Source organism: Mesorhizobium loti CJ3sym, assembly GCF_000472785.1.
GTDB classification, from domain to species: Bacteria; Pseudomonadota; Alphaproteobacteria; order Rhizobiales; family Rhizobiaceae; genus Mesorhizobium; species Mesorhizobium loti_E.
In genome coordinates, this window is sequence record NZ_AXAL01000001.1 from 183,451 (window position 1) to 196,410 (window position 12,960).

A 12,960-nucleotide genomic window follows, 5' to 3' on the forward strand; every position below is an offset into this window, starting at 1 on the left:
ACCGACGAGACTATTTGACCGAACTGACCAGTTGTTCGTCGCCACCGAGGATGGAGACCCAGTGCCCGGTGTTGTCGCTCGCCTGTCGTTTCAGGTAGCGATAGCTCGTCTGGTTCCAGAGACGAACCTTGTCGGTCAGATTGTCGAGGATGAAATCGCCCTTGTCGGTGCGCACCGTCAGCACGGCGTGGCCTTCGCCATCGGTCTTGCGAACCACCGTCATCAGCAGATTTGCGACGGGAACACCCAAGCTGCTGAGCTCACGGCGCTTTTCCAGCGCATAGTCCTCACAGTCGCCAAAGCCGTTGTCGGGATAGGCCCACCACTCGTCCTTGCCGTAATTGTCCATGTCGCTCATCGGCTTGACGCGCTTGTTGACCGAGAGATTTACCGCCGAGATATCGTGCAGCAGCTTGCTGCTCATATGTTCCGGCACGTTGTTGGGCGAGCGGATCGAGCATTCGGCGACATGGATCTTGCAAAAATCATAGTGGCCGATCGGTTGGGAGGTCGAGCCGCCGACAACCATGGAAACAGGCGCGGCATAGGCGGAACCCGCCGCCACACAGAACGCGGTCAGGGCAACCGCCAGCCCCAGCCCCTGCGCCTTGCGGCGCCAACCCATCGAGGATGCCATCCGGCCCCACCCATCTGTTTTGTTAACAGAACGTTAAGGGCTGTTACATTCCGAAGTCAATGAATGCGTTTGATCACATCTGCGAGTGCCTACTCATCAGTCGAAGGGGTTGCGCACGCGCAACACTTCGCATGATTAAGCCAGCCATCCCATCGCCACGGCCAGCAGCAAGACGACGCCGAGCAGGCCACGGTAAATGACGAAAGGCCAGGCCGAGAAGCGTTCCAACACGCGCATCAGGCCCCAGATGGCAAAGAATGCGGAAATCGACGCAACGACCAGCCCGGTGGCAAGAACCGACCAGCCATGAGCGTCGAGATGGACCTTGTGCAGTTCCCACAACTCCTTGAGACCGGCAAGCGCGATGGCGGGCAGTCCAAGCAGGAACGAGAAGCGCGCCGCCTCGGCGCGCTTGAAGCCCAGCCCCAACGCCGCCGTCAAGGTCGAGCCTGAGCGCGAGACGCCAGGGATCAGCGCGCCGATCTGAGCGACGCCGACAAGCAGCGCGTCGGCCAGCGAGGCTTCGCCGATCGTGCGCTTGTGGCGGGCGAAAATCTCAGCTAGCGCCAGCAGGATCGCCATGGCGATGCAGGCCCAGCCGATCACGCTCAGGCTGCGCAGCGGCGAATTGCAGGCATTGAGCACGCCCGACAGCGCCACGCCGGCAATGACGATCGGGATCGTCGCCAGCACGATCCAGGACGCCAGCTGGAAATGCCGGTCGGCAAAATCGCGTCGTGTGAGAGCGTCGAGCGAGCCGAACAGGAGATCCCTAACATCGCTCCAGAAATAGCTGACCACGGCGGCAAGGGCGGCAAGCTGCATGGCGGCGGAGAAGGCGGAGCCTGGATCCTGCCAGCCAAGCACCGCCGGCACGATGCGCATATGGGCGGTCGAGGAAATCGGCAGCAATTCGGTGATGCCTTGCACCAGGCCGAGAAAGGCGACCTTGGCATATCCCAGGCCGACAAAGCCGGTGTCCACGCCCTGGGTGCAGATGTCAGCCATGTCGGGTTCCGTGTGTGAGAGATCGAACTTGCGCTGATATGACCGGTGTCGGTCAGTCCCGGGCAAGCCATACCGTCATGGGTTGGATAATCAATTTACGGATTCGTAATCTGGCACAGCCGCGTCGAATGCGCACGCGCCGAAACCGGCCCAAGGGGCCGGCCTGTGTCCTCATGGGGGGAAAACGGCAAAGCGATTACGGGCACAGCCAGAGTTTCTGGCAGGTCCTGGCAATCACATGCGCCGGCGGAACGACAGGCTCCTCGGCCGAAGGGCGGCGAGCCCGTTCGAGCAGCATGCGTACCTGCTCGGGGCGCACGCGATCGCGCTCCATGACAAGCAGAACCATCGGATCGCTCAAAAGCTCGTCCAGGGTGCTGATGCTGTGGTCCATCCGTCGTCTCCTCGAATGCCGGCCCGCGCTGCATAGATAGGAAGACAATGATGGCCCGCCAATGACGATTTGCCGGCTATCGCGTGGTGATTTCGATTAAATTTTGGTCATGGTCGCGCATGACCTTCTCCTTGAGCAGAAGGACAGAACTAGCCTGGCGGCGGGCCGCCCTCATACTGCGGCAGGCCATCATCGAGCACCACCCAGGGCTGCTTCGACGCCGTGAAAATGTGCATCTGCGGCCTGAAGAGTGTGGGGTCGTCGAGCGAACCAGTGGTGACGCCGATGATGCCAGCGGAATCACGACGCGAAAACATCGTCGTGCCGCAGCTGGGGCAAAAGCCGCGCTTAAGATCGGGCGATGTGTTCACCGTCGCCAGCGGCCCTTCGATCGTCACCTCGTCGATGCGAAACAGCACGCGCGCGTTGAAGGCAGCGCCGATCGCCTTCTGGCAAAGCCTGCAGTGGCAGATGCGCTCGTTTATGGGATCGACGTCAGCGCTATAGCGAACCGCCCCACACAAACATCCGCCCTGATATCTGGCCATCGCCCTGATCCAAAAATGGAGACAATAAGTCACACGGTAGTCGCGCGATCGACAGGGTCAATTGAAATGGTTTGATACGATGCCATCGATAACCGTGATGCGGGTGAGGCTCATCATGACGCAAGACATCGAAACCATCGGCATCGCGGATCTGTTCGGGCCACCCTCGGCCGCCCGCGACCGCGCTGACGCCAGGATCATGGCCGCTGCCTCCGGAATAGGCTTCATGGCGGTTCGCGATTTTCCTGGCGACGCCTGGTTGACGCCCGGCAACCGAGCGCAATTGCTGCGTGTCTTCACCCTTCCCGACAGCGAGAAGCAGAAATTGCTGCGCTGGAATTTCGACCGCACCCGGAAGAATGTCTATCGTGGCTGGTTCCCGCTGCAGCCGAAAGCCGTTTCCTACAAGGAAGGCATCGACATGGGGCCGGACCTAGCTGACACAGCAGGTGTTTCGGCCTCCGAAGATCCGCTGTGCGAACCGACGCCGCTGCCAGCCGAAGATACACTGCCCGGCTGGCGCACGGCCGCGGCGGACTATTATCGCGCGATGGAGACGGTCGGCAACGCGCTAATGCGGTCGATCGCACGCGGACTTGGCCTGCCGGAAACGATCTTCGATCCTTATTTCGAGCATGGCATCTCGACGCTGCGCCTGATCCGCTATCCCTTGCGCGACGCGAACGCCGGCGTCGACACCAGCGGTCCGGAGTTCTCGGTGGTTCACAAGGGGGAGAAACGCACCGTCATCGGCCGCGAGCATGCCGATTCCGGTTTCGTCACCTTGCTGGCGCAGGACGGCGTCGAGGGCTTGCAGGCAAAGAACCTTGCCGGCGAATGGATCGACGTGCCGCCCGCCAACGGCACGCTGGCGGTCAATTTCGGCCAATTGCTGGAACGCTGGACCGGCGGGCGTGTCCGGGCAACGCGGCACCGGGTGATCGCGCCGAAGACGGCGCGATTCTCGATCCCGTTTTTCTATGAACCGCGTGTCGATGCCGAGATCGCGCCCTTGCCGTTGAGCGGCACCGAACCTTTCCTGCCATTTCTCTATGGCGACTATCTCTGGGAATCGGCGACGAACTTCGTCGAGATGAGCGGCATCAAGCATTTGCGTCAGCCACACCGCGCTAGGGCTTGCTGAGCCCAGGCGCGGTCGTCGTCGAGCCGTCTCGTATCAGAGCGTCCTGGCGAGTTCCTCGAGCTGGTCGGTGCACTGGCCCCAGCCGACGTGAAAACCCATCGCCTCGTGCTGTTCGCGGTCGGCAACACTCCAGTGCCGGACGCGTGCGATGTAGCGGGTCTTGCCCCCGCCTTCGTCCTCGAAGGTCAGCACGCCGGTCATGAACGGCTTTTCCGATGGCTCCCAAGCCTTTGTATAGGCATCGGTGAAGACGATCTTCTTGCCGGGAATGACTTCCAGGAAAACGCCGGGGTTGGGAAATTCATTGCCGTCCGGGCCAGCCATGATGACAAGGCTCGATCCGCCGGTGCGCACATCCATTTCGGCGCGCGGCGTCGTCCACGGCTTTGGCGCAAACCACTGCGTCAGCAGTTTGGTGTCGCTCCAGCAGCGATAGACGTTCTCGCGCGGCGCATCGATGATGCGGGCGAGAACCAGTTCGCGGTCATTGGCGGGGGCGATGTCGAGCTTGGTGGTCACAGTGGTCTCCTCAGGTTTGATCTTGGCTTCCGTCCCGAGGACGAGCAGATCAAACGCAAGCCGACACTTTCAGTGAAAAATTCTGGCAGTGAAAAATTCTGGAGCCGCCCGCATTGCGACGAGGCGGGCAGAGTCAGTGGCGCTTGGCTTGCACCAGATAAGCGTCGATTTCGGTCTCGCCGAGCCACTTCGCCGCCTCGAGCCGATGCAGGCCCTCGACGAGGACATGGCGCTTGCCGTCGTGGCGGACCTGGATCGGCGTCTTCATGCCATTCTCCAGAATGTCCTCGGCGAGACTCCGCACGGTCTCGGGGTGCAGCGTCTTCTTGCGCGCCGTCGGCACGTAGATATCGTCGAGCTTGACCTTTTGCACTCTGAGCATACTGGCTCCCGAGGCGGAAAATACCGCCTCGCCTGAGATAGTCGCTTTGCCGGGTGCGGCCAAGAGCGGCTAAGCAAATGCTGGCCCGATCGTTTCCATTTGACGCTTGGCGGGCAGATGGCCGAAATGGCGCCTTCGATCCTTTCCGGTGTTCATGACCCATCTGCCTACCGAATTCCCCGATTTCGGGTTGACGCCCGAGCAGCGCCGTCACGCGGTGCGCGGTCACTATTACGAATGGCCAGGCATGGACGGCGAGCGCGGCGAGATCTGGTGCTACAGCGACCGCTTTTCCTATCGCGCCGGTGAGACGGTGACGCTGCATGTCAATTCGACGGCTCCGGCATTCAACATGGCGATCGTTCGAGACGGCGGCACCGAGACGAAAGTGTTCGAGACATCAGGCATTGCGGCGGTCTGGCAGGACTCGCCCGACCAGTGTTCCGCCGAGGGTTGCGGCTGGGAAGCCGCCTTCGAATTCCGTGTCGGCAACGACTGGCCGTCCGGTGCCTACCTGATAACGCTGACTGCCGCTGGCCATGACGGCAAACCGATCCAATCCCGTCATCTCTTCATCGTCAGCCCCCAGCCCGGCAAGAAGCCTGGCCGTGTGCTGCAGGTGGCGGCGACGGGCACCTGGCTTGCCTACAACACATGGGGTGGCTCCAACCACTACCAGGGCATTACCGGGCCGGACCGCAACCAGTACTCGCCCATTGTGTCGACGCAGCGCCCCTGGTGCCGTGGCTTCGTCGTGTTGCCCAAGGATGCGCCGCGCGTGCCGCTGGAAGTGGCCGTACCGCCGAAGACAATCCCGCGCTATCCCCACATGGAATGGGCGCTGGCCACCGGCCATTCGAAGAAATACGCCTCATCGGGCTGGGCGAGCTATGACAGTCACTTCTTCCGTTTCGCCGAGCGGGCCGGCTATGCCGTCGATCTCGCCAGCCAGCACGATCTGCATTTTTCGCCCGACATTCTCGACGGCTACGATTGCGCCGTCTTCGTCGGACACGACGAGTATTGGACCTGGGAAATGCGCGACGCGGTCGACACCTATGTCGAACGCGGCGGCCATGCGGCGCGCTTTGCCGGCAATTTTATGTGGCAGACACGGCTGGAAGACGAGGGCCGCCGGCAGGTCTGCTATAAATACCGCGCGCGCGCCGAGGACCCAGCCTATCTCGGTGGCGGCGACGTTACCCGTGCCACAAATTCCTGGGAAGCGCCGGAAATCGGCAGGCCGGGTTCGGCGACTTTCGGCCTCAACGCGACACGCGGTGTCTATGCCGGTTGGGGCGGCTGCGCGCCGCGCGGCGTGCGGGGTTTCCCGGTCTACCGGCCCGAACACTGGGCCTTTGCCGGCACCGGCATCTATTATGGCGATCTGCTGGGCGCCGACAGCCATGTCTATGGCTATGAGGTCGACGGGCTCGACTTCGAGATCCGCGGCGGCCTGCCCTACCCCACATCAGACAGCGGTGCGCCCGACGGGTTGCAGGTTCTCGCTGTCGGCATGGCCAGCCAGGTTGAAGAAAGCGCCGACATCCCGATCGAAGACCAGTTCCTCACCGACGAGGATGGCCGCTTCACCGCCGAGACTTTGTTTGGCGAGGCGAGCGACGCCAATCTCGAAAAAGTCAAACGCGGCAATGGCATGATCGTCAATTTCCCGCGCGGCAAGGGCGAGGTGTTCCACGCCGGAAGCTGCGAATGGGTGGCCGGCCTGCTACGACAAGATCCGATGGTCGAACGCGTCACCCAGAATGTCCTCGATCACTACCTTGGAAAGTCCTGACATGTCGAAGACCCAGACCGCCGCTGAAGTCACCGAGGCACGCCGAGAATCGCATCTGTTCTACCTGTCCAGCCTGCGCCGGCCGCTGATCGATCGCGCCGAAGGCATCTATATGTGGACGCAGGACGGCCGCCGCTTCATCGATGGCTCGAGCGGCCCGATGGTCGCCAATATCGGCCATTCCAACCGCAATGTGCTTGACGCCATGAAGCGGCAGATGGACCGCGCCACCTTCGCCTACCGCCTGCATTTCGAGAACGAGCCGGCTGAGGAACTGGCGCGTGAACTGGCCGGCAAATTGCCGGAGGGCATGGACCGCATCTTCTTCGTCTCGGGTGGCTCGGAAGCGACGGAATCCTGCATCAAGCTGGCGCGGCAGTGGGCTGTCGCCACCGGCCAGCCCAGCCGTTGGAAGGTGATTGCGCGCTTCCCCTCTTACCATGGCGGCACGTTGGGTTCGCTGTCGATCACCGGCGACGACGCGCTCGCCGAAACCTTTGAGCCGATGATGCGGGTGATGCCGACCGTGCCGGCGCCAACCGCCTGGCGCGACCGCGACAATCTTTCGCTTGAACAGCGCGGCGTGCGCTATGCCGACATGCTGGAGGAGAAAATCCTTTCGGAAGGCCCAGACAGCGTCGTTGCCTTCATCATGGAGCCTATCGGCGGTGCGGCAACAGCCGCCCTGGTGGCGCCGGACAGCTATTATGCGCGCATCCGCGAGATCTGCGACCGCTATGGCATCCTGCTCATCCACGACGAGGTGATGAGCGGCGCCGGACGCACCGGGAAATTCCTCGGAGGCGACCACTGGAACTGCAAGCCCGACATCGTCGCCCTGTCGAAGGGGCTGGGTTCGGGCTACGCGCCGCTTGGCGCGCTGGCAGCTCCCATGCGGCTGGTGCAGCCGCTGCTTGCCTCCGGCGGCTTCCAGCATGGCCACACCTATGCCGGCAATCCGCTGGCCTGTGCCGCCGGCCTTGCCGTGCTCGGCGAAATGGACAGGCTCGACCTGATCGCCAATGCAGCTGCCATGGGCGACGTGCTGATGGACGGGCTGAAAGGGCTGGCCAAGCGCTTTCCATTCATTGCCGATGTGCGTGGCAAGGGCTTGCTTACCGGCGCCGAGATGGTTTCCGATCCCCAGACGCTGCGTCCGATCGACCAAAACAAGAAAGCCACGCAGCGGCTGCTCGATCTCGCCTATGAGCGCGGGCTGATCATCTATGGCCGCAGGGTCAAGGGTGGTGTCGACGGCGATAATTTCATGGTCGCGCCGCCGATGATCGTTACCAGCGAACAGGTCGGCGAGATCGTCTCCATCATCGGCGACTCGTTGGAAGTGCTGGCCGCCGAGCTCGACCTGCCGGTCGAAGGTCAGGGCTAAAAAAATGGCGCCGCGAAAAGTCATCATCACCTGCGCCGTCACCGGCTCCGTGCACACGCCGTCAATGTCGCCCTATCTGCCTGTGACCCCGGACCAGATCGCGGCCGATGCGATCGCGGCGGCGGAAGCCGGCGCCTCGATCCTGCATCTGCACGCCCGCGATCCCAAGGACGGCCGACCGACCGCCGATCCGGACGTGTTCATGCAGTTCCTGCCGCGCATCAAGCAGGCGACCGATGCGGTGATCAACATCACCACCGGCGGCTCCTCGCTGATGACGCTGCACCAGCGGCTGGCGGCACCTTTACGGGCCGAGCCCGAAATGTGTTCGCTCAACATGGGCTCGATGAACTTCGCGTTGTTCCCGATACTGGACAAACCACGCGAGTGGCAGCACGAGTGGGAACCAAAACTGCTCGAGGCCACCCGCGACACCATTTTCAAGAACACCTTCGCCGACATGGAGGGCGTGCTCGAAAGGCTGGGTAAGGGCTGCGGCACGCGCTTCGAATTCGAATGCTACGATGTCGGCCACCTCTATTCGCTGGCGCATTTCCGCGACCGCGGACTGGTGTCGGGGCCGCTCTTCATCCAGTTCGTGCTGGGTATTCTGGGCGGCATCGGCGCCGATCCGGACAATCTCATCCATATGAAGCGCATCGCCGACAAGCTGTTCGGCGACAGTTATCAGTTCTCGGTGCTGGCCGCCGGCCGCCAGCAGATGCCGCTGATCTCGATTGCAGCCGCGATGGGCGGCAGCGTCCGCGTCGGCCTGGAAGACAGCCTCTACGACGGCCGCCAGTTGGCGAAATCCAACGCCGATCAGGTGCGCCGCATCCGTGGCATTCTCGATGGCCTGTCGCTGGAGGTTGCTACGCCGGCCGAGGCGCGTGAGATGCTGGCGCTGAAAGGTGGCGATCGGGTGGCGTTTTGAGGCGATGGTTCTGAGATGACGGCGTTCCTTCACACACCCCTCTGTCCTGCCGGACATCTCCCCCGCAAGGGGAGAGATCGGATGCCGCGAACGGTTTCGCCAATCTCCACCGTTGCAAGATGTGCGACACTGCGGAAGCTGCCCATCTCCTCCCTTGCGGGGGAGATGTCCGGCAGGACAGAGGGGGGTGCCTGGGCACCTTGCCTATCGTGAGCAACTCATCTGAAGTCACCCTCCGTCACGGCACAATCGACGACGTCGACACCATCCACGCCGCGCTTCTCAAACTCGGCACCCATATCGGCGCCCATCAGGAGATCACGTCCACACCCGACGACCTCCGCCGCTACGGCTTTGGCGAAAAGCCGGCCTTCTCGACGCTGATCGCCGAAGTCGGCGGCGAATTCGCCGGCCTGTGTCTTCATTTCCCGATCTTCTCGACCTGGATGGGAAGGCCCGGCGTCTATGTGCAGGACCTCTTTGTCGAGGACCGGTTTCGCGGCCGCAAGATCGGCCAGCGCTTGCTGCGGCGCGTCGCGGCAGAGTGCCGGAAGGACGGGGGCGTCTATCTCAGACTGTCCGTTGATACCGACAATGAGGGCGCCAAGGCCTTTTATGAAAGACTAGGCATTGCCTGGTCGAGCTACGAACAGACGCAAAAAATCCTCGGCGAGGCCTTTTTTGTCTTCGCCGACGCACCGGAAAATGGGGATCAGGAATGAAAGCCCTTTATGCCGAGGAGCAGAAGCGGCACGACCCCAAAGCCTTTCTTTCCAGTGGTGCGCCGCAACCAAATCCGGAAAAACCCGAACGCGTTGAGAGATTGTTAGCCGGCGCAAAATCTGCCGGCTGCACGATCGAGCGGCCACGCAATCACGGGCTCGCCCCTGTCTCAGCGGTGCATACGCCTGAATATCTCGACTTCCTCGAACACATCTTTGAGCGCTGGCAGCGCATCGATGGCGCCTCGGCGGAGGTGATCCCCAACATCCATCCGATCGCGCGCAACGGCTCCTATCCGGCATCAGCCGTCGGCCAGGCCGGCTACCATATGGCCGACACGGCTTGCCCGATCTCGTGCGAGACCTGGCAAAGCGCACTGTGGAGCGCGTGGAGCGCGGTCGACGCCGCCGAAACGGTGATGACCGGCGCGCCAGCCGCCTATGCGCTGTGCCGCCCGCCCGGCCACCATGCCTTTGCCGACGTCGCCGGCGGCTTCTGCTTCATCAACAATTCGGCAGTTGCGGCGCAAGTGCTGCGCAAGCAGGCGGCGCGGGTGGCGATCCTCGATGTCGACCTGCATCACGGCAACGGTACGCAAGGTATCTTCTATGCGCGGCCTGACGTGCTCACCGTCTCACTGCACGCCGATCCGGTGCGTTTCTATCCGTTCTTCTGGGGCCATGCCTACGAACGCGGTGAAGGGCCTGGCCTTGGCTATAATTTCAACCTGCCACTGCCGCGCAAATCCGCCGACGCTACGTTTCTGGAAGCACTCGAGGTGGCGTTCCAGCGCATCCGGTCCTTCTCACCCGACGCACTGGTCGTGGCGCTCGGTCTCGACGCATTCGAGGGCGATCCGTTCGGCGGGCTTTCGGTGACGACGCCAGGTTTTTCCCGTATCGGCGAAGCCATCGCCAAGCTCCAGTTGCCCACGGTCATCGTCCAGGAAGGCGGCTATCTCTGCGACGAACTCGGCGACAACCTCACCGCCTTCCTCACCGGCTTCGGCGGCAAGGCGCGGTAGAGATTCAAGCAGGCGTTAAGAGCGCTGCTGCCTGAGCATGGCGATGACCCGGTGCACGCTCTCCAGCGTCTCGTCGATTTCGCCAGCCGTGTTGTAATGCGCGATGCCGATGCGCACGACGCCTTGTTCGGCCGGAATGCCGAGCTGGTGGACGATCTCCCAGGCGTAGTTGTGACCGGACCACAAGAAGATGTTTTCAGCATTCATCTGCCGGACGACCGTCTCCGGCACGATGCCTTCGACAGTGAAGGAGACCGTCGGAACGCGATCACCGAGCCGCTTCGGATCGGTGATGCCGCGGATGGTCAGGCCTGAAATGTCGGACAGGCCATCGATCAGCCTTTGCGCCAACGGGTTTTCAAAGGCGATCGACACTTCGAACGCCCTGGCAACCTTCTGCCTGCGCGAACCACCCTCTCCTGCGGCAGCGCCCAGTTCCGCGAAATAGTCGACTGCCGCCGTGAGGCCGGCCATCAGTTCGATCTGCGGTGTGCCGAGTTCGAACCGCTCCGGCAAGCCATTGGACGAACAACGACATTTGTAGGGCTTCAGGCCTTCGACAACGTCACGCCGCCCCCACAAAATGCCCATATGCGGGCCGAAGAACTTGTAGGCCGAGCAGATCAGGAAATCGCAGCCGAGATCGCTGACGTCGATCAGGCCATGCGGCGCGAACTGGACGGCATCGACATAGACTAGCGCGCCGGCCTGTTTTGCAATGGCAGTCAGGGACTTAACCCGGTTGATCGAACCGGTCAGGTTCGAGGCATAATTCAACGCGACCAGCCGTGTCTTGTCAGACAAGAGATCAGCCAGCTTCGCCTCCTCGACCTGCCAGCTCTTTTCATCGAATGGCAGCCAGCGCACGACGAGGCCAAGATCCTCGGCCAGTTGCAGCCAGGGCGACACATTGCCCTCATGGTCCATGCGGGTGAGGATGATCTCGTCGCCGGGCTTGAAGCCGCGGCCGAGCGTACGCGACATGTGATAGGTCAGCGTCGTCATGTTGGCGCCGATGATGATTTCCCCGGGGCTCGCTGCCCCAAGGAAATCGGCCATCGCCTGATGCGCGTCGTCGACGACAGCTTGAGCGGCGATCGTCGTTTCGAAATAGCCGCCGAGATTGGCATTGGTGGTCAGCAGGCAGCGCGACACCGCATCGGCGACGGCCTGCGGCACCTGCGTGCCGGCGGGGTTGTCGAGATAGATGCGGCGGCGGCCCTTGTCGGTCAGGGAAAGCGCCGGAAATTTTCCACGCACGGCCTCGATTGGAAAACCCACCATTGTCTCCACCCCTCTGCTATTTCCAATAATTCCGTACCCCGCGCCAATCAAGGACAGGGATTGCCGACCCGCTGATGGATTGCATCCACCGCCTTCTGCATCTCTTCGGTCCAGACGACATCCACCGAGGACAGCGCCATTTCGAGCTGCGGAATGGTCGTCGCGCCGATGATGTTCGAGGTGACGAAGGGCCGGCTCGACACATAGGCGTTGGCAAACAGCGCCGGTTCCAGGCCGAAGGAGCGTGCCAGCTCATTGTATTCGAGCTGCGCTTGCGCCGCATTGGGCGTCTCGTAACGCTGGCCACGATTGAACAGCTGCGAGCGTGACCCCTGCGGGCGCGCGCCATGGTCGTATTTGCCGGTCAAATAGCCCTGCGCCAGCGGCGAATAGGGCAGCAACGACACCTGCTCGCGCTCGCAGACCTCGGCGAGGTTCACCTCGAAGGTGCGGTTGACGAGATTGTAGGCGTTCTGGATCGAAGCGACGCGCGGGCCGATGCCCTTGTCCGCCTCGGCAAGGAACCGCATGACACCCCAGGAACTCTCGTTCGACAGGCCGAAATGACGGATCTTTCCTGCCTTCACCAGTTCCTCGAACACGGCAAGTGTCTCTGCGATCGGCGTTTCGTCGGTCGGCGCGCCTACTGCATCAGCACGGGGCGCAACAGCGCCGACGCGCGTCGGGTTGGCGCCCCAGGGGATATCGCGTTCCGGCCAGTGGATCTGATAGAGATCCAGATAGTCGGTACCCAGCTTGGCCAGTGACTTGTCGATAGCGTCAAAGATATCGGCGCGCACCAGTTGCGATGGTCGGTCGCCGCGAAACCAGGTGTTGGCCGTGCGGCCGACGACCTTGGAGGCAAGGATCACCTTGTCGCGGTTACCCTTGGCCTTCATCCAGCTGCCGATGATCTTTTCGGTCCGCCCTTGCGTCTCCGCCTTGGGCGGAATCGGATAGAGTTCGGCGGTGTCGATGAAATTGACGCCGCGCGAAAAGGCCAGGTCCATCTGCGCATGACCTTCGGCCTCGGTGTTCTGCTGGCCCCAGGTCATGGAGCCCAAGCAGATCTGGGTAACAAGGAGATCGGTCCGACCAAGACGGCGTTTGTGCATGGAATTCAGCTCCGGAGGGATAGGCTGGCGCGGTCGCGCGGGAGGAAGCCGCATCTATAGGGA

At 62.3% G+C, this 12,960-nt stretch carries 14 protein-coding genes; 6 read left to right on the plus strand and 8 right to left on the minus strand.

Going from position 1 to position 12,960, the window contains the following annotated elements; translation table 11 throughout:
- Positions 1–10: 10 nt before the first annotated feature.
- The 4 genes from A3A9_RS0101060 to A3A9_RS0101075 all read right to left on the minus strand — a co-directional run bounded on the left by A3A9_RS0101060 (position 11) and on the right by A3A9_RS0101075 (position 2,587).
- The gene (locus tag A3A9_RS0101060; protein WP_027057138.1) at positions 11–637 is read right to left on the minus strand and encodes a transglutaminase-like cysteine peptidase; all 627 of its coding nucleotides are present in this window, start codon (positions 635–637) and stop codon (positions 11–13) included.
- Positions 638–772: 135 nt separating this feature from the next.
- Positions 773–1,645: an undecaprenyl-diphosphate phosphatase gene (locus tag A3A9_RS0101065; RefSeq protein ID WP_027057139.1), complete on the minus strand. Its 873-nt coding sequence runs from the start codon at positions 1,643–1,645 to the stop codon at positions 773–775.
- Between the two features lie 196 nt (positions 1,646–1,841).
- The gene (locus tag A3A9_RS0101070; RefSeq protein WP_027028707.1) at positions 1,842–2,039 is read right to left on the minus strand and encodes a hypothetical protein; all 198 of its coding nucleotides are present in this window, start codon (positions 2,037–2,039) and stop codon (positions 1,842–1,844) included.
- A 149-nt stretch (positions 2,040–2,188) separates the two neighbouring features.
- A complete protein-coding gene (locus tag A3A9_RS0101075) occupies positions 2,189–2,587 on the minus strand; it encodes a GFA family protein (protein ID WP_027057140.1) in 399 nt (132 codons plus the stop codon).
- A gap of 115 nt (positions 2,588–2,702) precedes the next feature.
- Between A3A9_RS0101075 and A3A9_RS0101080 the strand changes: the two genes are divergently transcribed.
- Complete coding sequence (locus tag A3A9_RS0101080; protein WP_027057141.1) at positions 2,703–3,731, plus strand: isopenicillin N synthase family dioxygenase; 1,029 nt, start codon at positions 2,703–2,705, stop codon at positions 3,729–3,731.
- Between the two features lie 33 nt (positions 3,732–3,764).
- On the opposite strand, the gene A3A9_RS0101085 is transcribed toward A3A9_RS0101080, so the two are convergent.
- Together A3A9_RS0101085 and A3A9_RS0101090 are read right to left on the minus strand one after the other, a co-directional pair.
- Positions 3,765–4,250, minus strand: coding sequence for an SRPBCC family protein (locus tag A3A9_RS0101085; protein WP_027057142.1), 486 nt, complete (start codon positions 4,248–4,250; stop codon positions 3,765–3,767).
- A gap of 133 nt (positions 4,251–4,383) precedes the next feature.
- Positions 4,384–4,632, minus strand: a complete 249-nt coding sequence (locus tag A3A9_RS0101090) for a ParB N-terminal domain-containing protein (RefSeq protein WP_027057143.1) — start codon at positions 4,630–4,632, stop codon at positions 4,384–4,386.
- A gap of 154 nt (positions 4,633–4,786) precedes the next feature.
- Between A3A9_RS0101090 and A3A9_RS0101100 the strand changes: the two genes are divergently transcribed.
- From A3A9_RS0101100 to A3A9_RS0101120, 5 genes are all read left to right on the plus strand, one after another.
- Positions 4,787–6,430: a N,N-dimethylformamidase beta subunit family domain-containing protein gene (locus tag A3A9_RS0101100; protein ID WP_027057144.1), complete on the plus strand. Its 1,644-nt coding sequence runs from the start codon at positions 4,787–4,789 to the stop codon at positions 6,428–6,430.
- 1 nt (position 6,431) lies between these two features.
- Positions 6,432–7,817 (plus strand): aspartate aminotransferase family protein, encoded by a 1,386-nt coding sequence (locus A3A9_RS0101105; protein ID WP_027057145.1) that lies wholly within the window; start codon positions 6,432–6,434, stop codon positions 7,815–7,817.
- Between the two features lie 4 nt (positions 7,818–7,821).
- On the plus strand, positions 7,822–8,751 hold the full coding sequence (locus tag A3A9_RS0101110) for a 3-keto-5-aminohexanoate cleavage protein (protein WP_027057146.1): 930 nt from the start codon (positions 7,822–7,824) through the stop codon (positions 8,749–8,751).
- A gap of 209 nt (positions 8,752–8,960) precedes the next feature.
- Entirely contained in the window at positions 8,961–9,473 is a 513-nt protein-coding gene (locus A3A9_RS0101115; protein WP_082221792.1) for a GNAT family N-acetyltransferase, read from the plus strand.
- Positions 9,470–10,498 (plus strand): histone deacetylase family protein, encoded by a 1,029-nt coding sequence (locus A3A9_RS0101120; protein WP_027057148.1) that lies wholly within the window; start codon positions 9,470–9,472, stop codon positions 10,496–10,498. The genes A3A9_RS0101115 and A3A9_RS0101120 overlap by 4 nt, the downstream gene beginning before the upstream one ends.
- Positions 10,499–10,513: 15 nt before the next feature.
- Here A3A9_RS0101120 and A3A9_RS0101125 read toward each other — a convergent pair whose 3' ends face one another.
- A complete protein-coding gene (locus A3A9_RS0101125; RefSeq protein WP_033838254.1) occupies positions 10,514–11,782 on the minus strand; it encodes a cysteine desulfurase-like protein in 1,269 nt (422 codons plus the stop codon).
- A gap of 47 nt (positions 11,783–11,829) precedes the next feature.
- A complete protein-coding gene (locus A3A9_RS0101130) occupies positions 11,830–12,897 on the minus strand; it encodes an aldo/keto reductase (protein WP_027057150.1) in 1,068 nt (355 codons plus the stop codon).
- Positions 12,898–12,960 lie beyond the last annotated feature (63 nt).

What these genes read in the sequence shown, in the direction of transcription:
- A3A9_RS0101060 (WP_027057138.1), bottom strand. Translation starts at nt 637, where the DNA reads ATGGCATCCTCGATGGGTTGGCGCCGCAAGGCGCAGGGGCTGGGGCTG.
- A3A9_RS0101065 (WP_027057139.1), bottom strand. Translation starts at nt 1,645, where the DNA reads ATGGCTGACATCTGCACCCAGGGCGTGGACACCGGCTTTGTCGGCCTG.
- A3A9_RS0101070 (WP_027028707.1), bottom strand. Translation starts at nt 2,039, where the DNA reads ATGGACCACAGCATCAGCACCCTGGACGAGCTTTTGAGCGATCCGATG.
- A3A9_RS0101075 (WP_027057140.1), bottom strand. Translation starts at nt 2,587, where the DNA reads ATGGCCAGATATCAGGGCGGATGTTTGTGTGGGGCGGTTCGCTATAGC.
- A3A9_RS0101080 (WP_027057141.1), top strand. Translation starts at nt 2,703, where the DNA reads ATGACGCAAGACATCGAAACCATCGGCATCGCGGATCTGTTCGGGCCA.
- A3A9_RS0101090 (WP_027057143.1), bottom strand. Translation starts at nt 4,632, where the DNA reads ATGCTCAGAGTGCAAAAGGTCAAGCTCGACGATATCTACGTGCCGACG.
- A3A9_RS0101100 (WP_027057144.1), top strand. Translation starts at nt 4,787, where the DNA reads ATGACCCATCTGCCTACCGAATTCCCCGATTTCGGGTTGACGCCCGAG.
- A3A9_RS0101105 (WP_027057145.1), top strand. Translation starts at nt 6,432, where the DNA reads ATGTCGAAGACCCAGACCGCCGCTGAAGTCACCGAGGCACGCCGAGAA.
- A3A9_RS0101110 (WP_027057146.1), top strand. Translation starts at nt 7,822, where the DNA reads ATGGCGCCGCGAAAAGTCATCATCACCTGCGCCGTCACCGGCTCCGTG.
- A3A9_RS0101120 (WP_027057148.1), top strand. Translation starts at nt 9,470, where the DNA reads ATGAAAGCCCTTTATGCCGAGGAGCAGAAGCGGCACGACCCCAAAGCC.
- A3A9_RS0101125 (WP_033838254.1), bottom strand. Translation starts at nt 11,782, where the DNA reads ATGGTGGGTTTTCCAATCGAGGCCGTGCGTGGAAAATTTCCGGCGCTT.
- A3A9_RS0101130 (WP_027057150.1), bottom strand. Translation starts at nt 12,897, where the DNA reads ATGCACAAACGCCGTCTTGGTCGGACCGATCTCCTTGTTACCCAGATC.